The 24,810-nt window shown below is 54.9% G+C and carries 21 protein-coding genes and 6 pseudogenes; 21 read left to right on the top strand and 6 right to left on the bottom strand.

Annotated elements, in window-relative coordinates; translation table 11 throughout:
- Window positions 1-189 precede the first annotated feature (189 nt).
- The 10 genes and pseudogenes from CUN63_RS27585 to CUN63_RS27545 form a co-directional block, all read left to right on the top strand.
- A pseudogene (locus CUN63_RS27585) lies at window positions 190-633 on the top strand (IS21 family transposase); the annotation flags it as partial.
- 133 nt (window positions 634-766) lie between these two features.
- Window positions 767-844: pseudogene (locus tag CUN63_RS32820) on the top strand (hypothetical protein); the annotation flags it as partial.
- Between the two features lie 118 nt (window positions 845-962).
- Window positions 963-1,334: pseudogene (locus CUN63_RS27580) on the top strand (acyl-CoA thioesterase); the annotation flags it as partial.
- Between the two features lie 484 nt (window positions 1,335-1,818).
- The gene (locus CUN63_RS27575) at window positions 1,819-3,096 is read left to right on the top strand and encodes a cystathionine gamma-synthase family protein (protein ID WP_129444091.1); all 1,278 of its coding nucleotides are present in this window, start codon (window positions 1,819-1,821) and stop codon (window positions 3,094-3,096) included.
- A 150-nt stretch (window positions 3,097-3,246) separates the two neighbouring features.
- Entirely contained in the window at window positions 3,247-4,677 is a 1,431-nt protein-coding gene (locus CUN63_RS27570) for an amino acid permease (RefSeq protein WP_129444089.1), read from the top strand.
- A gap of 60 nt (window positions 4,678-4,737) precedes the next feature.
- On the top strand, window positions 4,738-5,628 hold the full coding sequence (locus CUN63_RS27565; protein WP_129444087.1) for a LysR substrate-binding domain-containing protein: 891 nt from the start codon (window positions 4,738-4,740) through the stop codon (window positions 5,626-5,628).
- A 16-nt stretch (window positions 5,629-5,644) separates the two neighbouring features.
- Window positions 5,645-7,024 (top strand): threonine synthase, encoded by a 1,380-nt coding sequence (gene thrC, locus CUN63_RS27560; protein WP_129444085.1) that lies wholly within the window; start codon window positions 5,645-5,647, stop codon window positions 7,022-7,024.
- A 22-nt stretch (window positions 7,025-7,046) separates the two neighbouring features.
- The gene (locus tag CUN63_RS27555) at window positions 7,047-7,484 is read left to right on the top strand and encodes an Lrp/AsnC family transcriptional regulator (protein WP_129444083.1); all 438 of its coding nucleotides are present in this window, start codon (window positions 7,047-7,049) and stop codon (window positions 7,482-7,484) included.
- 175 nt (window positions 7,485-7,659) lie between these two features.
- Window positions 7,660-8,709 carry a homoserine dehydrogenase gene (locus CUN63_RS27550; RefSeq protein ID WP_129444081.1) on the top strand — a complete coding sequence of 350 codons (1,050 nt, stop codon included), beginning with the start codon at window positions 7,660-7,662 and terminating at the stop codon, window positions 8,707-8,709.
- 5 nt (window positions 8,710-8,714) lie between these two features.
- On the top strand, window positions 8,715-10,127 hold the full coding sequence (locus tag CUN63_RS27545; RefSeq protein ID WP_256657614.1) for an aldehyde dehydrogenase family protein: 1,413 nt from the start codon (window positions 8,715-8,717) through the stop codon (window positions 10,125-10,127).
- Between the two features lie 354 nt (window positions 10,128-10,481).
- On the opposite strand, the gene CUN63_RS27540 is transcribed toward CUN63_RS27545, so the two are convergent.
- Window positions 10,482-10,793 carry a hypothetical protein gene (locus CUN63_RS27540; protein WP_129444079.1) on the bottom strand — a complete coding sequence of 104 codons (312 nt, stop codon included), beginning with the start codon at window positions 10,791-10,793 and terminating at the stop codon, window positions 10,482-10,484.
- 601 nt (window positions 10,794-11,394) lie between these two features.
- Between CUN63_RS27540 and CUN63_RS27535 the strand changes: the two genes are divergently transcribed.
- A complete protein-coding gene (locus tag CUN63_RS27535) occupies window positions 11,395-12,432 on the top strand; it encodes a GGDEF domain-containing protein (protein ID WP_178082682.1) in 1,038 nt (345 codons plus the stop codon).
- Between the two features lie 494 nt (window positions 12,433-12,926).
- Here CUN63_RS27535 and CUN63_RS27530 read toward each other — a convergent pair.
- Window positions 12,927-13,235: pseudogene (locus CUN63_RS27530) on the bottom strand (GFA family protein); the annotation flags it as partial.
- Window positions 13,236-13,553: 318 nt separating this feature from the next.
- On the opposite strand from CUN63_RS27530, the gene CUN63_RS27525 reads away from it, so the two are divergent.
- The 4 genes from CUN63_RS27525 to CUN63_RS27510 all read left to right on the top strand — a co-directional run bounded on the left by CUN63_RS27525 (window position 13,554) and on the right by CUN63_RS27510 (window position 16,607).
- Window positions 13,554-14,204, top strand: coding sequence for a dTMP kinase (locus CUN63_RS27525; RefSeq protein WP_129444075.1), 651 nt, complete (start codon window positions 13,554-13,556; stop codon window positions 14,202-14,204).
- Between the two features lie 166 nt (window positions 14,205-14,370).
- The gene (gene tnpB / locus CUN63_RS27520) at window positions 14,371-14,775 is read left to right on the top strand and encodes an IS66 family insertion sequence element accessory protein TnpB (protein WP_256657613.1); all 405 of its coding nucleotides are present in this window, start codon (window positions 14,371-14,373) and stop codon (window positions 14,773-14,775) included.
- A gap of 18 nt (window positions 14,776-14,793) precedes the next feature.
- Entirely contained in the window at window positions 14,794-16,296 is a 1,503-nt protein-coding gene (locus tag CUN63_RS27515) for an IS66 family transposase (RefSeq protein ID WP_129444073.1), read from the top strand.
- Complete coding sequence (locus CUN63_RS27510; protein WP_129444071.1) at window positions 16,293-16,607, top strand: hypothetical protein; 315 nt, start codon at window positions 16,293-16,295, stop codon at window positions 16,605-16,607. Before CUN63_RS27515 ends, CUN63_RS27510 begins: the two co-directional genes overlap by 4 nt.
- A 97-nt stretch (window positions 16,608-16,704) precedes the next feature.
- Here CUN63_RS27510 and CUN63_RS27505 read toward each other — a convergent pair.
- Window positions 16,705-17,169, bottom strand: a pseudogene (locus CUN63_RS27505) (transposase); the annotation flags it as partial.
- A 57-nt stretch (window positions 17,170-17,226) separates the two neighbouring features.
- Window positions 17,227-17,541, bottom strand: a complete 315-nt coding sequence (locus tag CUN63_RS32460; protein WP_129444069.1) for a hypothetical protein — start codon at window positions 17,539-17,541, stop codon at window positions 17,227-17,229.
- A 450-nt stretch (window positions 17,542-17,991) separates the two neighbouring features.
- Between CUN63_RS32460 and CUN63_RS27490 the strand changes: the two genes are divergently transcribed.
- Window positions 17,992-18,357 carry a histone-like nucleoid-structuring protein, MvaT/MvaU family gene (locus CUN63_RS27490; RefSeq protein WP_129444065.1) on the top strand — a complete coding sequence of 122 codons (366 nt, stop codon included), beginning with the start codon at window positions 17,992-17,994 and terminating at the stop codon, window positions 18,355-18,357.
- An 829-nt stretch (window positions 18,358-19,186) separates the two neighbouring features.
- Here the strand turns inward: CUN63_RS27490 and CUN63_RS27480 are convergent.
- Complete coding sequence (locus tag CUN63_RS27480) at window positions 19,187-20,164, bottom strand: ribonuclease Z (RefSeq protein WP_129444061.1); 978 nt, start codon at window positions 20,162-20,164, stop codon at window positions 19,187-19,189.
- Between the two features lie 229 nt (window positions 20,165-20,393).
- On the opposite strand from CUN63_RS27480, the gene CUN63_RS27475 reads away from it, so the two are divergent.
- From CUN63_RS27475 to CUN63_RS27465, 3 genes are all read left to right on the top strand, one after another.
- Window positions 20,394-20,696 (top strand): hypothetical protein, encoded by a 303-nt coding sequence (locus tag CUN63_RS27475; protein WP_129444058.1) that lies wholly within the window; start codon window positions 20,394-20,396, stop codon window positions 20,694-20,696.
- 135 nt (window positions 20,697-20,831) lie between these two features.
- Window positions 20,832-20,996: a general stress protein gene (locus tag CUN63_RS27470; protein WP_129444056.1), complete on the top strand. Its 165-nt coding sequence runs from the start codon at window positions 20,832-20,834 to the stop codon at window positions 20,994-20,996.
- A 247-nt stretch (window positions 20,997-21,243) separates the two neighbouring features.
- Entirely contained in the window at window positions 21,244-21,834 is a 591-nt protein-coding gene (locus CUN63_RS27465) for a cyclodeaminase/cyclohydrolase family protein (protein ID WP_129444054.1), read from the top strand.
- Between the two features lie 567 nt (window positions 21,835-22,401).
- On the opposite strand, the gene CUN63_RS27460 is transcribed toward CUN63_RS27465, so the two are convergent.
- Window positions 22,402-22,650 carry a LysR substrate-binding domain-containing protein gene (locus CUN63_RS27460; RefSeq protein WP_256657612.1) on the bottom strand — a complete coding sequence of 83 codons (249 nt, stop codon included), beginning with the start codon at window positions 22,648-22,650 and terminating at the stop codon, window positions 22,402-22,404.
- Between the two features lie 76 nt (window positions 22,651-22,726).
- Here CUN63_RS27460 and CUN63_RS27455 point away from each other — a divergent pair, with 76 nt between their 5' ends.
- Window positions 22,727-22,981 (top strand): hypothetical protein, encoded by a 255-nt coding sequence (locus CUN63_RS27455; protein ID WP_129444050.1) that lies wholly within the window; start codon window positions 22,727-22,729, stop codon window positions 22,979-22,981.
- A gap of 54 nt (window positions 22,982-23,035) precedes the next feature.
- Window positions 23,036-24,618 (top strand): annotated as a pseudogene (locus CUN63_RS27450) (thiamine pyrophosphate-requiring protein).
- The last annotated feature ends 192 nt before the right edge of the window (window positions 24,619-24,810 follow it).

Below are 24,810 nucleotides of genomic sequence, written 5' to 3'. Positions count from 1 at the left end.
TACATCGAGAGCCTGCGCTACCAACGCAAAATCTCAGCCCCCCTGCGCTTTACTAGTGCATCAAGTGTTGCCGCTGACCGAAAACTGACCCAGTAAAGGCTGTTCTGCCGACTTAAAACTGACCCAGGTGTTCAACTGCTTCTGCTCAATTTTTGAGCAGGAGAACACAGGGTGATCAGCATGGAAATGATGGGCAAAATTCGGCGCATGTATTTTCGCCACATGCTGTCGCTGCATCAGATAGCCAAGCGAACCGGGCTGTCGAGAAACACCATACGGAAATGGGTCAGAGCGCCCGAAGCTACTCAGCCGGCGTACCAGCGGTGCGCAGCCTTCAGCAAACTCAGCCCATTTCACGAGACGCTGGAGCAGGCGCTCAAGGCCGATTCGTTTCGGGCAAAGCACAACCGCAGGAGCGCCACAGCACTCTTTGAGCAGATCAAGGCCGAGGGTTACGACGGCGGCTACAGCCAGCTCACAGCGTTTGTACGCTCGTGGCGAGGTGAGCAAGGCAAGTCTTTGCGCGCCTTTGTACCGTTGACGTTCGCACTCGCAGAGGCCTTTCAGTTCGACTGGAGCGAAGAAGGTCTTCTGATTGGCGGCCTGTTCCGACGCATCCAGGTGTCCCACATGTAGCTGCATATTGGACGGGGCCATGTCACGGACTTGGTTAAGCCCTCGGTATCCTAGAACATGGCGGCGACGCTCGAGAGCGGTGCCGGCAGAGACTGCGGAACATGCATGGAAAAAGTTCTTGTTATGCCACCAGCTGGTGGCGCGTCGTTATGACATCAGTCGGGAGGCACAGGACGCGTACGCGCTGCAGTCACAAAAGCGGACCGCGGCTGGCGTGAAGGTCTGGCCTCTTGCCAGCCCTACCGGTGAGCCATTCAAGAGTTAGTTCGAGAAGAGAAGATGATTAACAAGACAACTCAGGTGGTGGTCGGGTCTGCCATGTCAACAACTTGATCTACCTAGACTGGTGTCAGGAGGCGCGTAGTCGTCATTTCGCACTGGTGGCCGGTCATTTTCCAGGACAGGGCGGGATTGGACTGGTGGTGCGCTCGGTCGAGTTCACCTATCACAAGTCGATGTTACTGGGTGAACAGGCCCTGATAACCACTCGTCTCAAGCGGATAGGGAGTACTAGCTTCGTGCAAGAGTACGCAATATGGAACGGCGAACTGTGTGGCGAAGGGGCTGTAACCTGTGTGTTTTACGATGTTCAGGCCGGCACCAAGGCGATCCCGTGTCAGGCGCTACGAAATGCAATGATTGTGCGTGAGCCGCTGCTCGGATCACCGGCAGGTCTCCAAGTGGAAGAGATCGATTGATGACCAATGCCCAGCACGTTGCGTTAATAACAATGGTCAGCGATTAATCCGCTTTCCATTCGACAGCGATACTCCATCATCGACGAACTCGACGTGTCAAACTCAATATCGGTTTCCTCTGCCCGTTTTTATCATTCATTGGCACCACGTTCATGAGATCAACGATTAAGGAGCCAGACTCGTCCACTGCGATATGCCCTGAAACTTCTCCTACCCTCCAGATTCTCAGCTTCCTTGGCCGTCCTGGAGGGCCACTGGTTCTGCGCAGCAAACAACTTGGCTGATTGCCTCAAGGTGACGTTTATATCTCGCGCACCTGTCGAAAGACTGCAATTTGCTTAACCCTCACGCAATCACAGCCATTAAAAAAAGCGGCCCTTTGGCACCTATAACATCGTTTCTCGGAGGCGCTGCTTTTCACTATATTGGCCGTCAGATCCGGTGAGTGACTCAACATTCGCCACCCTCAGTGCGAGTAGTCTTAATGAATAAAAAACCAGGCAACGCAGGGTTTGTAAATGCCGGTGCGGGAACCCGCGCAGTGTGGGGCGGGGAGCAAGTCAGGCATCCCTACAATGCGACTCAAACGCCGATCGTGGTCAGTGCCGCTTACGGTTATGACGACATTGATGTCTGGTACGACGTGGCGTTGGGCAAGGCCCCTGGATTTATTTACAGCCGCATGAGCAACCCGACAGTCGAGACTCTCGAGGCAAAGATTCGCGAGTTGGAGCTGGCCGAATCAGCCGTGGCTTTCAGCAGCGGAATGGCGGCGATCAGCAGTGTGCTTTACACCTTCCTGGCCAATGGCGATCGTGTGGTGTCGACCAAGGACAGCTACGGCGGCACCAACAAGATTTTCGAAGAATTCCTGCCACGCACCGGTGTGAACGTGACGTTGTGCGAGACGTTCGATCACGAAGAAATCGAACGTGAAATCGCCAAAGGTTGCCAATTGGTGTACCTGGAAACGCCGACCAACCCGACGCTGAAAATACTCGATATCGAGCGTCTGGTGGCTGCAGCCAAGCGTGTCGGTGCCACGGTGGTGGCGGATAACACCGTCGCCACGCCGTTGAATCAGAACCCGCTGGGGCTGGGGGTGGATGTGGTCATTCACAGTGCCACCAAATTTCTCAGCGGCCATGGCGACGTGCTGGGCGGCCTGGTGTGCGGTAGTGAATCGCTGATGGCCAAGGTTCGTCATTACCGGGAAATCAACGGTGCAGCGCTTGACCCGTTCTCTGCCTACATGATCATTCGCGGTATGAAAACCCTGGTGCTGCGCATGCGTCAGCAGCAAAACAGTGCCCGTGTACTGGCCGAGTACCTCTGCGTCGAACCGTTGGTGGAGTCGGTCAATTATCCCGGTTTGCCCGGCCATCCGAATCATGCGGTGGCGTGCGCGCAAATGTCCGGCTTCGGTGCAATCGTCAGCTTTGTTGTGGCGGGCGGCATGGACACGGTGAAGGTGCTCTTGCCACGACTGCGATTCGCCCACTGCGCTGGCAATCTCGGTGCGGTGGAAACCATCTACGGTCCCGCGCGAACCACCAGCCATGTCGAGAACACGCAGGAGGAACGACTGGCCCTGGGTATTTCAGAAGGGCTGGTGCGGATATCTGTCGGCATCGAAGACACCGACGATCTGCTCGACGACCTGAAACAGGCGTTCGCATTTGTCAGAGGGTCTGGCAACGAACCCGCACAATCAAATACGCAGCTTTCAATCAATGAAGGTTGCGCCGAAATTACAAACTGAAGCATTAGCGTAAAACCTCACTGCAAGGAGGTGAGTGGGGCGTTCATGAAGTGGAATAATAATAAAACTTAGTGGCGATCTGTTTTTACTCTGCCGAGTCAATCATCGCAGACGTTAATTCGTGCCCTAATAACTTTCATGAGAACAACCATGTCCATAAAAGAAGAACAACTTAATACACATTCCGGTTTTAAACAGGAAATGCAGACACGGCATATTGTCATGTTGGCATTAGGCGGCGTCATTGGTACCGGGCTGTTTCTCACGTCCGGGTACACGGTTAACCAGGCCGGTCCCTTGGGAGCGGTGATCGCTTACATTATCGGCGCGCTCATGGTTTATATGGTGATGATGTGCCTGGGCGAATTGGCGGTGCAGATGCCGGAAACCGGTTCATTCAGTACTTACGCCACCCGTTATCTCGGGCCTGGAACCGGCTATACCGTGGCTTGGTTGTATTGGCTGACCTGGACGGTGGCCATCGGTTCTGAATTCACCGCTGCTGGCATCTTAATGGCGCGTTGGTTCCCGGATACACCGGTATGGATCTGGAGTGCCTTGTTTGCAGGCCTGGTGTTTCTGACCAATGTGATTTCGGTGCGTCTGTTCGCTGAGACCGAGTTCTGGTTATCTTTGGTTAAGGTGGTGACCGTAATAGTGTTTCTGATGATCGGCGGTGGCGCAATTCTCGGTCTGCTGCACATCGAGCAGGGCCACAGTATCGGGTTGAGCAACTTTACTCGCGAAGGACTTTTTCCTACCGGAATCATGCCGATAGCAATGACGTTGCTGGCGGTGTCTTTTGCGTTCTCCGGCACTGAATTGATCGGTATTGCCGCTGGGGAAACCAAGGACCCGCAGCGCAACGTACCGCGTGCCATTCGCACGACGGTGCTGCGCCTGGCGATCTTTTTCGTGGGGACCATTTTCGTCCTTGCGACACTATTGCCCCGAGAACAGGCCGGTCTCGTCGAGAGTCCATTCGTCACTGTGTTCACTTACATTGGGATTCCGTATTCGGCAGACATCATGAACTTTGTGATCATCAGTGCCTTGCTGTCAGCCGCCAACTCCGGTTTGTATGCCGCGTCACGGATGCTCTGGACGCTGAGTGATCAGGGTCATCTGCCCAAGCGGTTCTCGGCCCTGACTCGCATGGGTACGCCGCTCAACGCCATTATCGTCAGCATGGCGGGTGGTGCTGCCTCGTTGCTCAGCAGCGTGTTTGCCGCCGACACTATCTATCTGGCGCTGGTGTCGATCTCCGGATTGGCGGTCGTTGTGGTCTGGATGAGCATAGCCGCGAGCCAGATTGCTTTTCGCCGTCACTTTGTGGCCAACGGCGGTGACATCCGCGACTTGAAATTCCGTGTCCGGGGTTATCCATGGGTGCCGTTGGGAGCGCTGGTCTGCTGCAGTCTGGCATGTGTGGGGATTGCGTTCGATCCGGAGCAGCGAGTGGCGTTGTACTTCGGTTTGCCATTCATCGCCTGGCGCTATTTCGTGTATTACATTACCCGTAAAAGCCGCGAGCGACGCTTGTCGGTTGTCCCCTTGCCACAACCGTCCGACGCGATCTAGTCAGCGTCGACGGGATGGGCAAGCGTGCTCGGTGGAGGGGGCGTCCAAGAGGTTCAAGCCATGAAGCAAAAGACGCTACCCCCATTGAACTGGCTGCGGGCATTCGAGGTGTCTGCCCGCTGTTTGAACTTCACCCATGCCGCCGAAGAGCTGTTTTTGACCCAGGGGGCGGTCAGTCAGCAGATCCGCCAACTGGAGAGCCATCTTGGGGTGGCGCTCTTCAAACGCCTGCCACGCGGCTTGGGACTGACCGAGGAAGGCCAGGCATATCTGCCAGTGGTGCAGGATGCGATCACGCGACTGGCAGTGGGGACCAACGAAATTTTCGGCCAGCACAAACGTCGGCCGATCAAGGTGCGCGGCAGCCTGGCGTTTTTCGTGCATTGGCTGGCGCCCAAGCTGGCGGGGTTTAGCCAGGCGCATCCGCATGTCGATATCCGATATATAAGCAATATCTGGGTAAAGGAACTGGACGGTGAGGATGACATGGAAATTCGCTGGGGCCACGGTCAATGGCCCGGCCTTGTGTCGCAGCGCCTGAGCTGGGACACGCTGTTCCCGGTCTGCTCGCCGGACCTGATGGCGATGTCACCGCTGACGGTACCCGCTGATGTGTCGCACCATCCGCTGTTGCATGTTTTGGGTTACGAAGAGGGTTGGGGTTACTGGTTGAACATGGTCGGTGCGGATACCGTCGACTCCTCGACGGGTATGCAGTTCGACACATTGATCTCCACTTTGCGCATGGCCGAGCTAGGGCAGGGGATTGCCCTGGCGCGGTCCTCGATGGTGGAGGAGATGCTTCAGGACGGACGGTTGGTCGAACCCTTTACCCTGCGTATTGAAGCCAGCGAGTCTTTTTACCTTGTGCGCGGTTCCGGGGCCGAGCAGCACCCCGACGCGGTGAAATTTTCCACCTGGCTTGTCGAGCAGGCACATCGTTTCAAATGAATGGCCGGAGCCAACCATGCGTTATGTGAGTACCCGAAATTCGACTGTGCAGGTCGACTTCGAACAGGTCGTATTGTCTGGAATTGCCGACGACGGTGGGCTGTTCGTACCGCTCGAACTGCCGCTGTTTGAATCGAATGACATCGCCAACTGGTCGACCCTGCCCTATGACGAACTGGCTTACAGGGTGATCAGTCCGTTTGTGGGTGAGTCGATCCCCGAGACAGACCTCAAGCGCTTGCTCAAAGAAGCTGGCAGCCAATTCAGCCATCGTTCCCTTGCACCTTTGCATCAGGTCGATCGTAACGAGTGGGTGCTGGAGCTGTTCCACGGGCCGACTCGCTCCTCGAAGGATTTTGCCGCTCAGTTGCAGGCGCGGCTGGTGCCGTATTTTCTGCGCAAGCGTGGGCGTCGCGGGGTGGTGATCGGCGCCACCAACGGCGATACCGGGCTGGCCGCCATTGAGGCGTTCAAGCACTGCGAGGACACCCTGGTGATGGTGTTTTACCCGGAGGCGGGCGTGCCTCGGGACCAACTCCAGCATCTGCAAGCAGCCGCGCACCCAAGGGTTCATCAGTTCGCAGTGAATGGCAGCTTCGACGAATGCCAGACCATTGTCACCCGGCTGCTGCGACAATGGCCGTATGCGCAGTACGAGGTGATCGGTTTCAACTCCAGTAATTGGGTCAGTGTGTTGGCGCAACTGGTGTTTTACTTCCACGCCGTGTTGCAACTGGGCGGTGGTCAACGTCCGATCGGTTTCAGCGTACCAGCGGCGAGTTTTGCCGAGGTGTATGCAGGCTACATCGCACAAAAAATGGGCCTGCCGATTACCCAGATGATTGTTGCAACCAACCAGAATGATGCGTTGCATCAGTTGTTTCAGAAGAACTACTACAGCAGGTCACGAGCCAACAAGACGTTGTCACCGGCCATGGACCTGTCGATTTTTTCCAATCTGGAACGGTTCCTTTGGGAGTTATACGGGCGTGACGACCAGGCGGTGTGTGCCCTGATGGAGGGGTTCGAGTCCAGCGGCGAGATCGTCATTGCCAACGAGTTCTGGTTGCAGGCGCGGATGATCATCGACTCCTACGCGGTCAGTGATGAGCAGACGCTGACGGAGATTACTTCGCTGTATCGCGACACCGGATACGTGATTGATCCGCATACTGCCACCGGCGTCCTCGCCGCCAGGTTGTATCGTCGAAGCCTGGTGGCGCCAATGGTGACTCTGGGGGAAATCTCACCGGTCAAGTCGGCGGCACTGCTTGGCGAGTTGGGCATCAGTGTCGCGAGGCCGCAACCTGGGGTCGCGACGCAAGGGCAGGCGCAGGTTTACCGGATTGAGCCGGACGACCTAGACACCATCCATGAGCTGCTCGGCGCGCTGTGATGGCGCGGAAACAGGAGGCCAAGTGAAGCGAATTCTGGACCCTCTCGATGAACACATCATCGCGGAACTACAGCTCAATGCCAGGGCTGCACATGCCGAGCTGGCAGCCAAGGTCAACCTGTCACGCAATGCGGTACGTCAGCGCATCGAACGACTTGAACGCGACGGGGTAATACAGGGATATACGGTGAAAACCGGGGAGGGACGACAAGCCGCTTCGAACATCAACGCTGTGATTTTCGTTTACCGCTACGACCGGATGCGTGGCGCAGATGTACTGCAAGCGCTGCGGGAAATTCCAGAAGTCCTCCAGTGCGATGTGATGAGCGGCGAGTTCGACCTGATGCTGCGGGTCGGCGCGGCTAGCCCACAGCGGGTGCACAAGGTTTGGACCGAAATTGCCGCATTGCCCGGCGTGGAAAACACGGTGACTTCCTTCGTATTGTCGTCTGTCGTGTAGCCGTTTTTAGTGCAGCCAAAAGCCAACCTGTATTGGCTTTTTTTACGCCTGAAGCTTTGCTCTGACTCTGGTCAAAACGCCCACAAAATAGAGCAAATTGGCCTATTTCACTGCCCTGGCCTCACCCCTAACCTAGTACTCAACAACCCATCACCTGGATCAGGGGCATAACAAAATGACTGAATACAAATTGGCGCTGGTTGGATTTGGCGGTGTTAACCGGGCGTTGGCTCAACTGATTGCCGAACGTAACGAACAGTGGAAGACAGAATTGGGTTTCACCCTGAAAATTGTCGGTGTGACTGACTTGTTTCTTGGTTCGGTGATTGGCCGCGAAGGGCTGGACGCCAATGTGCTTGCCCAATTACCGGCAGTCAAAGGTGCAATGGCGCAACTGTCGGGTGGCGATGTCATAGCCCTCAATGAAGCGGTGATCAAGGATTCCGGAGCGGACATCATTGTTGAAGCCACCTTTACCAACCCGGTAGACGGTGAGCCGGCAACTTCGTTCTGCCGTTGGGCGCTAGAGGGTGGCCAGCATGTCGTCACCACCAACAAGGGACCCATTGCCTTGCACGGTAGCGAGCTCAAATCACTGGCTCGACGCAACAACGTCGCGTTTGAGTACGAAGGTTCGGTGATGAGTGGCACGCCAGTCATTCGTCTGGCCAAGCAGGCGCTGGCCGGTAGTTCCATTGTCGGTTTTGAAGGCATTCTCAATGGCACGTCCAACTTCGTGCTCACCAGTATGGAAGGCGGCCTTAGGTTTGCCGAGGCCGTCGTCAAGGCTCAGGAACTGGGCTACGCCGAAGCCGACCCGACAGCCGATGTCGAGGGGCATGACGTGCGCCTCAAGGTGGTGATCCTGGCCAACGAACTGCTGGATGCCAAGCTCACTGTCAGCGACGTCACGTGCAGCGGCATTTCATCCCTCAGCCTTGGCGACATCGAAAAAGCCCGGCAGGACGGCGCTCGCTGGAAGCTGATCGGGTCGGCAGTGCGCCATGCCGACGGCTCGATCAGTGCCAATGTCGAACCGCGGCTGTTGAACAATGACCATCCGCTGGCCAGTGTTGGCGGTGCGACCAATGCGGTGTCGTTTACCAGCGAACTGCTCGGTGCGGTGACAATTTCGGGGCCGGGAGCCGGGCGTACGGAAACGGCGTTTGCGCTGCTCTCCGACATCATCAGCATTCATCAATCCATTGCACGCAACCAGGAGTAACGCCTGTGAAATTATCGCGCCTGGTTCTAAATGTCATGGAGCCGCCCATTGAAGTCTTTAACGCCTATGACGGTTCCGTCATCGGCAGCGTAACAAATGTCTGTGCGTCGCAAGTTCCGCAGTTGTTGGAGACGGGACGCAGCGGTGCACTAGCGTGCGCCGCGTTAGCGCGTCATCGTCGGGCTCGAATTCTGGAGCAAGCCGCAATCAACATCGAACGTGATGCCGATGTGTTTGCCAGGCTGATCGTCGACGAGGCCGGGAAGACCCTCAAACAGGCGGAAAAGGAGGTCAAGCGTTGCGTCAACACCCTCAAGCTGTCGGCCGAGGAGGCCAGGCGCAACGCCGGGGAGGTGGTGCCTTTTGACGCTTATGAAGGTTCCGAATCGCGTCAGGGCTGGTTTTCCCGTGAACCTCTGGGTCTTATTGTTGCGATCACGCCGTACAACGATCCGTTGAACCTGGTGGCGCATAAACTCGGACCGGCCATTGCGGGCGGTAACGCGGTGATTCTCAAACCATCCGAGCTCGCGCCATTGTCGGCGATTAAACTGGTGTCTTATCTGGTCGCAGCGGGCTTGCCTGAATCAGTGGTTACAGTGGCCACCGGCGGCGCGGAACTGGGCAAGGCGTTAGTCGCCGCCCGTGAGGTACGGATGATTTCCTTCACCGGCGGTTTCGTCACCGCAGAGCAGATCGCCCGCACGGCTGGGTTGAAGAAACTGGCTATGGATCTGGGCGGCAATGCGCCGGTAATCGTCATGGGCGATTGCGACCTTGAGGCGGCTGTCGAGAGTTGTGTGTCCGGAGCGTTTTGGGCCGCGGGGCAGAACTGCGTAGGCACCCAGCGCTTGCTGATTCAGGCGTCGATTTATGAAGCGTTCCGAGAGCGTTTTGTCAGTCGAGCCCGTGCGCTTGTGGTCGGCAATCCATTACTGGCCGATACCGATATCGGCCCCATGATTACTGCGCAAGCCGCGCAGAATGCCGAGCAAGTGGTGAACGACGCCATGCAAGAGGGCGCCACGTTGCTCTGTGGCCATCGGCGTGAAGGATCGTGCTATGCCGCCACCGTATTGGAAAATGTCGATCACGCCAGTCGACTCTGGCGCAATGAAGTCTTCGCTCCGGTGGTGGTATTGCAGTGCTTTGAGTCTTTCGACGAAGCCATCGATTTGGCCAATGAACCCGAATACAGCCTGCATGCGGGGATCTTCACCAATGATCTGGCAACGGCGATGAGCGCCGCACGAAGGATCGAAGCCGGAGGGGTAATGATCAACGACTCTTCCGACTACCGCTTCGATGCGATGCCGTTTGGCGGTTCGAAGTACGGTAGCCTGGGCCGGGAAGGCGTGCGATTTGCCTATGAGGAAATGACTCAGCCCAAGGTGGTGTGCTTGAACACGTTGCGCTAGTCGATGCGCGGCAACTGTATCGGGTCGTATGGCGTTGGGTCGGTTTTGTCACCGCCCCAATGCGTTTTGCTGAATGTGGAGTCTTCACTCGCATGAGAATAGAGCCTACTGCGGAGTTCATTAGGCAGTCTAAGAGAAACTCTGAAAAAGACTTCCAGGTTTGGTGAAATACGCTTCTCACATGAACAGAACGGTTGAGCCCAGATGAAACAGATGTCCTTCGCCGATGCCGAGTATGCCGGCAAGCGTAAGTAGACCCGCCGCGAGCGCTTCCAGCCATCCTGACCATGCGTCGACAGCTTGCATAAGAGGAGGGCGGCTAGGCGCCGATTACCGCAGCACAGGCGCTAAACATCACCACTGATTTGATGCAGAGCCTGCCTCTTTCAAGCCAGGGTAATCATTGAGCGCAAGGCTAGACTCACCATCGTCCATTGGCTCGCGCACTGATTTATGTATCACTCCGGCTTCAGCATCCGCACGCATCTGATCGAGTTCCCTGTGAAATGCCTTGTCCTGAACCGTGGGTTTACTGGTGTATGGCTTTCGTTCGGGTTCAGGCTGTGCTGCATAAGTCGTTACCGCATCAGGGTCGTGCTGTAGCTTTTCTTGTACTTGCGATTCCAGCATCGCACGTAGCGCATCTTTGTCGGGCCGATTCAGCAATTTGTCACTCCTATTAGGAAACCAGGCACCCAGTAATCGACTGGGCCAGTGGCCGGTTGGGGAACATCCAATCGATCGTGTCGAAAATTTGGGCTGCAGATACAGCCAAAGGATTTAAGGTCGAAGAGAGGAGGCGGATCATCAATTTCTTCCAACACGGCGATCGTGTCAAATTGGGAACATGCCTGGGATGATTCCGTAATCGACGGGAACGCAGGCAGTGAGAGAGTACAAAGCTACGACCCTTTTTCGATTTTCAGGGTGCTGATCATTGGGGTTGGCCTCTACGCGGGTATCCCTGGCTGGATCGGCTTGAACGCATAAGAATGGCAATGTGATAAAGGTGATTGAAAGCCATATCTCCTTGATCGTGAGTTTCCGACTATCACGCCTTGCTAACTATGCTAGTTACAAGGCTAAAAATGGTATTCACAAGTCAGTTGGGTGCTATCCAGAGGCATAACGGTGATGGATAGTCCGCGCTCGCAGTCGCCTCGCTGGACATCTTGCAGATGAACTTATGTATGGCTGCTTGGTGTACGTAAGGATATGCTGCCCCCCGAATTCATATATGCCAATAAAAACCAACCACAGTGACGTTATGAGCCAATCAGAGACGCGTGCGACTGCCCTAGCGCTGTATCCAGAGGACTCCCGCGAGGCGGCGGCTCTGCTGAAGCAGGCCGTACCACTGATGGTGCGTCACAACATTCCACCAAATCCCGTGCACTATGCTCTCTGGTACACCTACAGCAAAGGTCAGGAGCCAGAGCTTAATCGCCATCTGGACAGGGTGGTCAAAGACTTCGACTGTTTCCCTCCAGAATCCGCTACGAAGCTTTTCCGCGACTACATCATTCGTAACGAATTGGAGGAGGCGCGCGCAGGGCAACAACAAGCGATCAATCTGGTTGACGACATGGAGCGTAATGTCTCGCGTAGCGTGAATGGCAGTGCCAACTTTCAAGCCAGTCTTGGTCATTGCATGGAAATGCTCGCGGAGCCGGTCGACAAGAGGTTGCCTGCCATTCTGAGCGAGCTGCAACAGAGCACCCAGGTCATGCAGGATCAGCAAGAGCTTTTCCTCTCCCAGCTGCACACAGCGCAAAATGAAATTAAGAGTCTGAGAGACAAGCTCGAGCGAGCCCAGCTGGCGGCATCTTTGGATGGGCTGACTAAGGTGTTGAACCGAGCTACCTTCACTCGCTTGCTGGAGCATGCATTGATCAACACGCCTCACGGGGTGGCATTGGTCATGCTGGATATCGATCATTTCAAGCAGTTCAATGACCGGTATGGCCATCCTTTGGGCGACCGGGTACTTGAGCATGTTGGTCAGGTGTTACGGAACTCAATCCCGCCTCAGGCCTTGGCGGCACGCTATGGTGGCGAAGAGTTCTGTGTAGTCCTGCACGAGTGTTTTGATCTCACCAGTGCTCATACATTTGCTGAGCAGCTGCGCTTAAAAATTCAGGCACTGCGGATCAAGGTTCGTGGCACGAATGAGGTGCTAGACACTGTAACTGCGTCCTTTGGTGTCGCCCTCGCCAAAGCAGGTGACGATGTGGAAAGCCTTCTGATTCGTGCCGATGATGCCCTCTACCAAGCCAAGCGCAGCGGGCGCAACCGAGTGAATTGAAACTGGCGTTCGGACTCTTGCTGCAATCACATAGCTCCACAGGATCATCATTGGATAATTGAAGCCCCTTGAGGTGGGTATGGACTCATCAATCAAAAAATATGACCCCGTCGAGACTGTTCAAACAGATATTTGGGCAACGATAGGGCGGCCTTCACGCGGCGCCAGGCCTCCACGACCAAGGTATCCCCTTTTGTGTTTTACAAGCGGTTCGCTTGCACTGTGTAGAGACCCAAGCCGTCATTGATCTCATTGGACGATTGGAGCATTCGGTAGGCGTTTGATGGTGCCGGGATTAGCCTGATTTCATGGTGTTGATCATCCTGCAATGGTGACGTGAACGTCACAGCCCCAACGAGCCGGGTTGGTTGTGCGGATGATTGCAAAGTCGCTTTTAGGCGATTCGGTGATTCTGGTGTTTACGTCCGCGCTGTTGAGCTGCAATGGACTCAAACCTCAGGAATTAGGCAAGGTAGGGGGCGCATATCGTTGTTTTTTGCGAAGAGATGGGCGTGGCACTGCTTGCAGGCGTGCCGCTGGATGGTGGCGGTTTCGTCGACAATTTCCAGTTTTTCGCCGTGGGCAATGACGCTGACCTTATCTCGAGGCACCACGGCGATGACGGCGAATGTCGCGTTTTGTGGTTTCCAGCATTTGCTGCAGCCGCACGCGTGGTTATGCAGGGTTTGTGCGTCGATGTTGACCTCGACCTTGTCGGTCGCACACAGGCATTGCAGGGTGCCGCCTGTGAAATTCGCGGCGGCAAGTTAGATACCGTTGTCCAGTGCGGGGTGAGGTTTCAAGGTGCTTACGTTGGCTTCTCCGTTTCAGGGTTCTAGACGAACGTGCCTGGGGCCGAGCTGTTGCCTCCGTCAAGTAGAGCGCCACTAAATGTTCCTGTGGAGAAGTTCCACCCTGACACATAATTGAACAGATGGGCGATGACCGATGTTCATAAGGGGCTGTAACCCTGGATTCTGAAACCTTTCAGTCAGAAATCAGGTTAGAGTGTTCGTCAATGTCTGTTTATAAGCACCCTCCACTCGATTCGCGTAGTCGCGCCAAGCGGTTCCAGCGAACGAACCGGGCAAAAAAACCGTATATCAATCGTTATGTGAAGAATGAATCGTCCGCTGTTTGTTTCTCTAGATGGGCCCAAAGGAGCCGGCAAAACCACACTGTTGGAAGCCGTTACGAAAGTACTGAGGGCAGACAACAAAAAGGTGATCCGACTTTGCGAGAGAAAAAGCGATCCCTTTAGGGGTGAAACAATGACCCTCGTTAACAAACTCGTCAGAAATCCCACCCGGGATTTGGAGTTGGAGGTTTGTGAGCGCTTTGCTGATAGCCGTACCTGGATTTCCCGGCACGTGCTGTCTAAACAGCCACCAGACAGCATCATCTTGATCGATCGCTGGTACCCGTCTGATGCCGCGTTTCGCCGGATAGTCCCGTTTGCAGAGATTCTACAGTTGAACATTGATCGAAATGTGCGAGTGCCAGACCTGCATGTCGGGGTTGTCACCGCCCCTGATGTTTCATGGGCGAGGGCAGCGGCACGACGGCGTGGGCTGAGCAGTACCGTGATCCATACGCTGGAAGAACAAGTTGCTTGTACCAAGGCGTTCGAGCGAGCGATTGCAGATCACGGCTGGGTTTTATGCCGTAATGAAGGAACGATCGAAGACGCAACGATGCAGGTGATTTCTGAGATCTATAGAGTCCTTCGATGCCCCGTAGGCGAAGTTCGCTGCGCCGGTTTGTGTTCATGAGCTTCGTTTTTCATGAGTACAAGAGAACCACCGAACTAAAATACGAAAAGTGCAAAGTTAGATAAGCTAATGATTTATAGAGTTATTTTTTCATCCGGTTTGAATGGTTGCGGTGGCCGATTTTGGGTAAGCGCTCCATGAAGCCCACATTCCAAGCCGAAACCTGATGTCCGATGCTGTGCTCCCGATTTCTTTCTGGAGCCAGTCCGTCATGATGCGTCCCGACGCCGAAGTCGAAAAAGTGTACCTATACCCCAAGCCCGTGGACTTCCGAAAATCCATCGACGGCCTCGCGGCCCTGGTCGAGCTGGATATCAAGGTAGCGGTATTCGACCCCGTGCTTTTCGTCTTTCTGAATCGCCCTCGTAATCGAGTGAAAATCCTTTATTGGGAGCGCAACGGCTTCTGCCTTTGGCTCAAGCGCCTGGAGTCTGAGCGTTTCAAAACCTCGCCCGATGCCACCGACGAAGCCATCGTGCTGACGGTTCAGGAACTGAACTGGCTGCTCGACGGTTTTGATCTCTGGCGCAATCGTCCTCATCAGGTTTTGACGCCGCGATTCGTTGCTTGATTGGGTATAATCCGGGCCATGATTTCCATGCCCGACAACCTTCCCGATGACCTGGCTGCGCTCAAGCAATTACTTGCTCAGATGCAGTCGAAGGTCGTTCTTCTTGAAGAAGAGAATGCGCTACTTCGTCAGCGCCTGTTCGGGCGCAAGTCAGAGCAAACCGCTGATCCGGCGACGCCACAACTGCTGCTGTTTAATGAAGCCGAAAGTATCGACACGCCAGCGCCCGTTGAAGCTGACGGAGAAGTTGTCGCCCCGACCAAGCGCCGTGGCAAACGCAAGCCACTGTCGGCTGACTTGCCATGCATCGAGGTCATCCACGAACTCTCCGAGCACGAACTGACCTGCGCTTGCGGTTGCCGCAAACACGCCATCGGTGAAGAAACCAGCGAACAGCTGGAGATCGTGCCGATGCAGATCCGGGTGATCAAACATATCCGCAAGGTCTACGGCTGCCGAGGCTGCGAAACAGCACCGGTCACCGCCGACAAACCCGCGCAACTGATCGAAAAAAGCATGGCCAGCCCCAGCGTATTGGCGATGCTGCTGACCACCAAGTACGTCGATGGCCTGCCGCTGCACCGTTTCGAAAAAGTCCTCGCTCGTCACGGTGTCGATATTCCGCGTCATACCTTGGCGCGCTGGGTGATCCAGTGCTGCGAACACTTCCAGCCACTGCTGAATCTGATGCGTGATCGGTTACTGGAGAGTCCGATTGTTCACTGCGATGAAACGCGAGTGCAGGTGCTGAAAGAGCCAGACCGAGACCCGACCAGCCAATCCTGGATGTGGGTACAAGCCAGTGGCCCACCGGAGCGCCCAGTCATCCTGTTTGACTACACCACCATCCGAGCGCAGGAGGTGCCGTTGCGGCTGCTCGCCGACTATCGCGGCTATCTGATGACCGATGATTACGCCGGCTATAACGCTTTTGGCGCGCAGCCGGGTATCGAGCGTTTGGCCTGCATGGCCCATGTACGGCGCAAGTTTGTCGATGCGCAAAAAGTGCAGCCCAAGGGCAAAACCGGTCGAGCCGATGTTGCGCTGGCGATGATCAACAAGTTGTACGGCATCGAGCGTGGGTTGAAAGAGATGACCGATGAACAGCGTTTTGCCGGTCGCCAGGAACAGAGCTTGCCGGTGCTCAGCCAGTTAAAAAACTGGCTGGAGAAAACTCATCCCCAGGTCACATCACAAAGTGCCTTGGGCAAGGCCGTGGGTTATTTGGCCAGTAACTGGAGCCGGCTGGAGCGTTATATAGAGGCTGGCTTTTTACCGATCGACAACAATGCCGCCGAAAGAGCAATCAAACCGTTTGTGATCGGTCGCAAAGCATGGCTATTCAGCGATACGCTCAAGGGCGCCGCAGCCAGTGCGCAGATTTACAGTCTGGTCGAGACCGCCAAGGCAAACGGCCAGGAGCCCTATACGTGGCTGCGCCATGTACTGGAGCGATTACCGCAGGCTGAGTCGGTTGAAGACGTTGAAGCGCTACTACCCTGGAATTGGAGGGCATCATGAGTATCAATATTGATCATCTGAGTGTCGATGAGTTAGTGACATTGAATCATCACATTATCGAACGGCTGAAGATGCTGGAGTCGTTGGAAGCTCATAAATCGATGATGCAGTTCCATCCAGGAGCACGGGTAAGCTTCGACTCACCCAGTGGTGAGCGCCTGTCCGGTACCGTCATGAAGTTCAACCGCAAGACCGTCACAGTGGTAACCGACACCAGCCAACGCTGGAATATTTCGCCGCACTTGCTTTCACCGATCAAAAACGTACAAGCGGGCACGGTGGTGGATATCAAGCCACAAAAAATGAAGTAGCTGCGCCGCGAATGGCCTCCGCGCCAGCATGATTTGATTCCTCCCCACCTCAGACGCCGCCTGTTTGGATAGGTGGGGTTTATGGATCAGTTACCGTTGAGCTTTTTTGCAGCACCAACAACGCAGCTGTTTCAGCGAGCGCCTCGTCTTTTCGGCGCAGTTCGCGCTCAAGTTCCTGGATGCATTTCTTTTCTTTGCGAGTCTGTTCCCGGTCTTCTTTTTGCTGGGCTTTTACCGACTTCTGGCCGGCGATAAAGGCTTGTCGCCAGGCAGTGATTTGCTCGGTGTAAAGGCCTTTGCGGCGGCAATACTTGCCCAGGTCGATCTCGGACAAACCGGCCGTTTCAAGGACGACAGCAAACTTGGTTTCGGCTGACCAGTTCTCGGCCAACGGCTTGTTTTCGAACACTGCACTTCCTTCAGAACTGAGCTGTTTGCGCCAGTTGGACAAAGACATTTCGCTGACCCCTTCGCGCCGCGAAACCTCGGCCATCGACAGGCTCAGTGGGGGAAGCAGTATTTTGACTACTGCGGCTCTGCGTTCTGGTGAATAGTACGGCACGACCAGTCTCTTTCCGCCCCCGATATGCTTTTTCAGGAAAAACCGGAGAGGCGACAACTATCCTGACACCGGGGGATACCAGTCGGCATAGGGTGTATTGGCGACCTGACATGTATTGAAGTCAGGGCTACCGTCGTCCCACCAAACCGGCCCGCGCTCCCCGAGCGCCACCTTAGTTGTTTGGACGCTCGCCCTGGCCAACTTTAGCTGCCCAGGATCGCCGGAGGCTTTCGCTGCCTTTACCTCACGTCGCGCTTCCATGAGTTCGTCGACAAGACGCTGTCGCACATCTTCATTTAACGATGGGTTGGTGCAACGCCACAGCTGTCCTTTGACCACAAAGTAGCGACCGTCAGGAGTCGTCGGATACATGTCTGAAACTCCTCTGAGTACCGTGGTTTAGCTCGGACTGAACCGCTAGCGGCGTCACCAGAATGGGTTTCAGCTGGGGTAGGCTATACAAGGCCGACAAACGACAGGATGACTAGGACGATCACCACTGCCCCAACGATGTAGATGATATTGTTCATGAAAACTACCTCTTTATCTGAACGGGATTTCGACACCAAGGTGTCTAATACAAACGACACCACCGCTGACAATTCCGTTCCGCAAATCAGAGTCAGATGCGGCGCCATCACACCAATGTTCTGTTGCGATATTACGAACCTTCACTCGTCGCCAAATGTCTATTAATGGACGTTTGCTCAAGTGCGAATCCTGCAACGGAGACGACTTAATGAGTAAAGTAAACGCACCTCGCTTCATGCAAATTGGAGTTTTTGGTGTAACGTTAGAATAACAATCACGGAGAGATTTCCCATGTCCAAGCTCGCAGAGTTCCGTCAGCTCGAAAAACACCTAGCTGAACAGCTTCAAGCACTCGAAGCCCTCAAAGGTGACGCGGGCTTGAAGGCTGAAATCGAATTCGAAACAAAGCTCCGTGCCTTATTGGCGAAGTACGGCTTCAGCTTAAAAGACATCGTCAACCTACTTGATCCAAAGGCAGGTCGTCGCGCACCCACTGCTGAGTCGAAGAGCAGCACTCGCAAGCCTCGCCAGGTGAAGGTTTACAAGAATCCTGAGTCCGGCGAAGTCGTAGAAACCAAAGGCGGCAATCACAAAACACTGAAGGAATGGAAAACTCAGTATGGCTCCGACACCGTAGAGTCTTGGCTGGCCAAGTAAGTTGATTTGAGTACAAAAGGGCCCTTCGAGGGCCTTTTTGTTGGCGGACTTTCATTGCTTCAAATCAGCGACTTGACGCGTTATCTGTTGCATGAGGTAGCAGAGTTCGTGTCAAACGTCTTCAGCATGTTGAGTTCTCAGAGAGCCTTTCTGCCTCTAGGAGGACGAGGCCACGTAATGAGGTAATAAGCTCTCGGAGACCTGGAGGCATTCGTCTGCGCCCCCGGGTAATAGAGTTGGAAAGCAGGTTCGATAATCGTGTAGATCATTGAGAGCTAACCGGTGCGGCACGACGCATCCCTATCTCAGTCGGCCATTTATGCTCGGTGTTCAATGTCGAGCAAACAGTCTCTGCCTCAGCTCTAACCTCAAACACACCGTGTTTGCTCGCTGAGCCTCCCTCAACCAGATCTACAACCCTATATCGCTTGTTGCCATCCTCTAGTCTGGTGGTTTCAATCACTCTGAATCTGGGCCCCATGGTGCGCTTCCTGCTAACGAATGGTGTCCTACAAGTACCGCCAAGGCACGACGATTTCAATACCAGCGCAAGGTTCAGCTGAGACAATTTATGACAGCAGATTGCGGCTCTATCTCTCAGGGCCGAGACTGGAACGTAATTCGGTTGGACTCATCAGTGAATGCGAGCACGAGCACGAGCACGCGGTTATCGTTCGATGAATTTCACCCGCTTTTTGCTTCCATACTGCTTCAGCAAAAGCGCTCAGGGCTCGGCTGGGGTCGGGGTGCCGGCGGAAGGCTTGAGCTCCACTTCATTGCACGGCCCCTCATTTTGATTTGCAAGCGCGGCGCTGATTACAAATAGTAATCAGCATCGCGACAAGCGGCCGATGGCAGGCTTCAGGCGACCGTCCCGACCCAGGTGGTAGCGTTGCAGGTCATCCGCCAGGATCAACTCGCCGGTGAAGTGTGCCGCTGCTTCCTCGCGGACATCATCAATGGACGGGCTAAGTTTGGGGTTGGATTGATAGCGCGCGCTGAAGTGGGTAAGCACTAGATTTGGGATGCGTGCCGACTCAGCAAAACGCGCCACAGCAGCGGCACTACTGTGTCCATAAGTCGTCCGCGTGCGATCGATTAAAGGCTGAGTGAAGGTCGCCTCGTGCACGAGCACGTTTGTGCCAGGCGCCACCTCCGTCAATAGTTCGGGGGAATCGTTATCGCCGCAAATGATGATGCGCTGGTCTGGTCGGGCAGGCCGTAAATAACGATTGGAACGAAATATCTGTCCAGCATGCTCAACATCATGTCCATGCGCCAGCTCTCCCCAAAGAGGGCCTCGGGGGACACCATCTGTCTCGAGGCGTTGCACATCCAATCGTGGGTCAGGGGTGGCCTCGGAAAATATATAGCCATGACATGGGACTCGGTGGGAGAGGACAACGGTGTTGACTTGAACATTGCCATTTCGCCAGCCCTCAAAGGTTTCGCTCGCATGCAGATGCAACTCGAAGGGTAGGTAGGACTCACTTACAGTCACGCTTAGACGCAACCAGGCATGTAGGGCAACCGGCAACACTATATGTAGTGGTTCGAGACGTCCCGACATGGCGGCGCTGGCCAGCAAGCCGGGTAGGCCGAAGCAATGATCGCCGTGAACGTGCGTGATGAAGCATCCTCGAAGCTCGTGTAAAGACAATGGAGTACGCAACAGTTGATGCTGAGTGGCTTCACCACAATCGATCAGATACCAACCTCTGCCTGCGGACTCGAGCAAAGCGGTGCCGCTCACATTTCGATTTCGGGTCGGAACGCCTGCTGAAGTACCGAGAAATACGAGATCCATGGCCGACCCTTTCTTAAAGTGATCTGATAATCAGGCAGCGAGTGAAGCGCCGAAAAAATCCTTTTTCCCACTCTTATGTCTTCGACAGGCTGAAATGGGCATTTGGCTCTGTGTTCTTCAGTTCCGGTGGGTACTGAAGCGGATACCCACACCGTTTGTCCCTTGCGCTGCACTTGGATGCACTGGGTTACTCCAAAGAAGACCCACTACTCCGCATTGGAGCCCCCCTATGAAACCGCATTCAACCAGCACTCAAAATTTGCCAGAAAATGACTCGAGCCATCCGAATGATGATGGCTGCATTTTGGGCACTGCCGGTCGCGACGAAGATCCAAATGCGACTACCGACTGGGATCACGAAAGCGACTCTGCGGGCAATGTTCTGACTCCGGAAGATGCGCGCGGCTTGCCCGGCTACCCAAGTGACTCAGAAAATGATCAGGCACCCTCGATACCGCCTGCGCGGCAACCGAACGGTGAAACGGAAACGGTTATTGAAACACCGAAACAGAACAATGACCGCGTTGATTGAGCCGCAGTAGTCGCATTTGAAGAGGCTTTTTTCATTATGGCGGCGGCTAATTCCCGTTGGTCGTGTCAACTGGGCGAAGGCTTATGGTGCCGCCTCAAATGAAGGTAACTATTTTTTGCTTTAAGGAGATCAGCCATGACCAAACGACAAGAACCGCATCACGGCTTTTCCGATGACCCTCAAAAAGTCAAAGAGGCGGGGCGCAAAAGCGAGCCTAATGCCAATGTCGCAACTGACAAGGCTGAGAAAGCTCGAATCGGCGGGCAACATAGTCATGGCGGGACGCGCGGAGAACGGTGATAACAGCTGACCTGCTGTCATGCCTATGTCAGCAGGTCGGTATCCTCATAAAGCAGGGCGAGACAACGAACCAGAGAAGAACTACCGAGATCAGTTGAATGAGCAGGACTTCGGTGAGGGGACGGACGAAGAGCACGTCAGTAGGGAAGAGGAACCGGCGGGTGACAGAGACAGGGTTACGCCGGGCCCAGTAGATGAAGAGCGACTACCCAATTAGTCATACCCTGCCTTAAAGGATGTGCTGCGGATGAGCATTTGGTCATCAAGCCTCGAGTCTTTTCGAGACAAAATTGCGGCCGATACTTCGGTACCAAGCTGCGGTGCCACGTTATGCGTCTGTGCCAGCTTCGGGCTTGCGCTTCTCCTCATGGCGCTACGAAAATCTGCTGCCTGTAACCTGGAGGACGAGCGGAAAAAGACCATCTATGAGGTGGAGCAACTGATGGACGTCATGAAGGCCCACGCCGACAACGATATTCGAACGTTCAGTGCTTTTATCAAAGAGCCTGCGGTTGACTCTCAAGGTCACAGTCAACAGCGAACACTGGAAATTACCTTAGGTGCACTCGCTGCTGCGAGATGCTGCCTTCAAGGCATCGAACTTGCGGAGACAGGCTTACCCTGTGTGAAGCCATTCTTGCACTGTGATGTGGTCGCCGCCGTCTTAACCATGTACGCAAGCCTCTCGGCAATACTGCTGAATGTCGATTCGGACGTTGAACAGCTCAAACCGTCCGCTAGGAGAACTGATCTTGTTCATAGCCGATCCGACCTTCAGCGAAAAGCCGATGAAGCGCTAGCTCGCGTCTGGCGTGAGGACAAACCGCTCTTGGCGTGAGCACGTAGCCAAAACGCCTGTTCAAATCGATACAGAGCCTCCACGGCTAGCGAGATCGTTGAGAGCAGGGTGAAGGTCACGAACTGTTAGGGGAGGCTTAGAAGCCATGCCCCTGAAAAAATAGTTTGCGAGCCCCCTTGAAATCAAAAAAAAGCGACGGAGTTATTATATTTGATTCCAAACAAAAAGCAGGGATCTTCATCACACCGCTTTTTCCAATAGCCAACGGCTTTAGGGCAATCGACTCGATTGCTTCGCCGTTGCTTTTGCCTCTGTCGTTGTCTCAGGAAATTTAAAAGGAAGTAAATGGCAGGGAAGGGCGGAAGGCGGCTTTGCCCGCAGGGCAAGGATGGATCGTTTTTTTGCGACGTAGTCGCGGCTGGCTTTTGATTTTAGAGCAACCAGAAGTCCGTCAAAAAAGCTGGATGGATTACTTTAGGTCACGATCTTCCCGGTCGAAACCGGCATCAGCAAATACTAAAAACCTACGACATGCACCTTGTCAGCATCCTACTCAACCGCTTGATAGCCCAGGGGAGGGGCGAATCATTTTTCACGTTTCACGTTTCACGTTTCACTCGTTACGAGGTGATTTCCGAGCTCTACAAAGAAGTCTACAAAGAAGTCTACAAACGCTCTCACCTTCGGAGACATTTGCTTACTGCTAGGCCAAAGAATCTGGAAAACAGTGGTGCGGGTCATGTACGAATCCAACACAGATCTGAGGCTCCCATCAGCCAGGGCATCCTTGACCGCAAAATCCGGCACGCAAGCGAAACCGCGTCCGTCATGCACCAGATGAAGCAATGCTATCAAGCTACTGCTGATTGAGCTGCACTCTGGCGCCGAACGTGTCTCCAAAGAGTCTCATAACCTTGCATTGGAGGCATCTATGAAAACCCCATCTACTACTCAGGACAAACCCATCAAGGATCTGGACAACCCCAATGACGACGGCTGCGTGCTAGGCCAGGCTGGCCGTAATGAAGATCCGAATGCCACCACGGATAGGGATAAGAAAAGGAATTCGCCAGGCCATCGTCAAGGGCCGAATGAGGCCCGGGGGTTACCTGGTTACCCGCACGAAGCCCCCGAAGAAGAGCTTGGCATTGAAACGCCCGAACAGGACAACGACAAGGTTGGCTGAGCTTCACCTGTCGTTCCAGCAGCGACTCTACGCATAGGCGAAAGGCGAGGATTAATGACAACGACAGTCAGCAATTTTCTGGTTGAGCGACTCAGCCAATGGGGCGTAACGCGGATTTTTGGTTATCCGGGGGACGGTATCAACGGTGTTTTTGGGGCGCTGAGTCGTGCCCAAGGCAAAATCGAATTCGTTCAGGCACGGCATGAAGAAATGGCTGCGTTCATGGCCTCCGCTCACGCCAAGTTCACGGGAGAGCTGGGCGTATGCATTGCGACCTCTGGCCCCGGCGCTTCGCATTTAATCACGGGGCTTTACGATGCGCGAATGGATCACATGCCGGTGTTGGCCATCGTCGGCCAGGAAGCGCGTGCAGCACTTGGGGGCCACTATCAGCAAGAGTTGGATTTGCTGTCTATGTTCAAGGATGTAGCTGGTGCATTCGTGCAACAAGCCTCGACGCCATCGCAAGTCCGGCACTTGATCGACCGGGCGGTGCGTACCGCAATTAGCGAGCGTCGGGTGACCGCGCTGATCTTGCCCAATGACTTGCAGGAAGCCGAATACAAGGCGCCCGCCAGGGAACACGGCACCGTTCATTCAGGCGTCGGTGATAGCAAACCGAGGGTTGTTCCGTATGAGGCGGATCTTCAGCGAGCAGCGGATGTGCTGAATGCCGGCGAAAAAGTCGCCATCCTCGTTGGCGCTGGCGCGTTGGCTGCGACCGATCAAGTCATTGCAGTTGCCGAGAAGCTCGGCGCTGGTGTCGCCAAGGCCTTGCTCGGTAAAGCGGTACTGCCCGACGATTTACCGTGGGTCACCGGCAGCATCGGCCTGTTCGGCACCGAGCCCAGCTACAAGTTGATGACTGAGTGCGACACTTTGCTGATGATCGGTTCAGGCTTCCCTTATTCCGAATTTCTGCCTAAAGAAGGCCAGGCGCGCGGTGTCCAGATTGATCTTCAACCTGACATGTTGAGCCTGCGCTATCCGATGGAGGTGAACCTTGTGGGCGATGCGGCCGAGACCCTGGCGGCGCTGCTGCCATTGCTGGAACACAAGACCCCACGCAAGTGGCGTAAAAAGGTCGAAGGCTGGCGCGCCACCTGGGAGAAAACGTTGGAAAAACGCGCCTTGGCCAAGGCTGATCCGATCAACCCGCAACGGGTGGTTTACGAACTCTCACCACGCCTTCCTGGACACGCCATCATCACCAGCGACTCAGGGTCGTGCGCTAACTGGTTCGCGCGTGACTTGAAGATTCGGCGCGGCATGATGTGTTCGCTTTCCGGCGGCCTGGCATCCATGGGCGCCGCCGTGCCGTATGCGATTGCAGCGAAATTCGCTCACCCGAAACGCACAGTGATTGCCCTGGTCGGCGATGGCGCAATGCAGATGAGCAACATGGCCGAGTTGATTACCGTCGCCATATATTGGCGGCAGTGGCAAAGTCCGAAGTGGATCTGATCGAATTCAAGACTGACCCGAATGTCCCACCACTGCCGCCGCATATCAAACTTGAGCAGGCGAAGAAATTTGCCTCGACCTTGCTGCAAGGCGATCCGGATGAAGCTGGCGTCATTGTGCAAACCGCCAAGCAGATTTTTGGGGCTGTAATGACTGGAGGTTCCAAAAAGTAAGTAACGCTCCAGCTGTCAGGGATGCCTGCCAGCTGTTTTTGCGTTCGGAGACATCGGGCGAAGCACTAAATGTCGCGAGACTTGATGAGTCGATTGTTTACCTTGGAATTTCGGAAATCCTCGCAAAATGCCGATGACTCATAGGCTTGTGAGCCAATCATCTCGCGATTGGATCCAGGTGTGAACGTGCGG

Source organism: Pseudomonas sp. ACM7 (assembly GCF_004136015.1).
GTDB classification, from domain to species: domain Bacteria; phylum Pseudomonadota; class Gammaproteobacteria; order Pseudomonadales; family Pseudomonadaceae; genus Aquipseudomonas; species Aquipseudomonas frigoris.
This window is presented reverse-complemented; position numbering and strand designations above follow the sequence as displayed.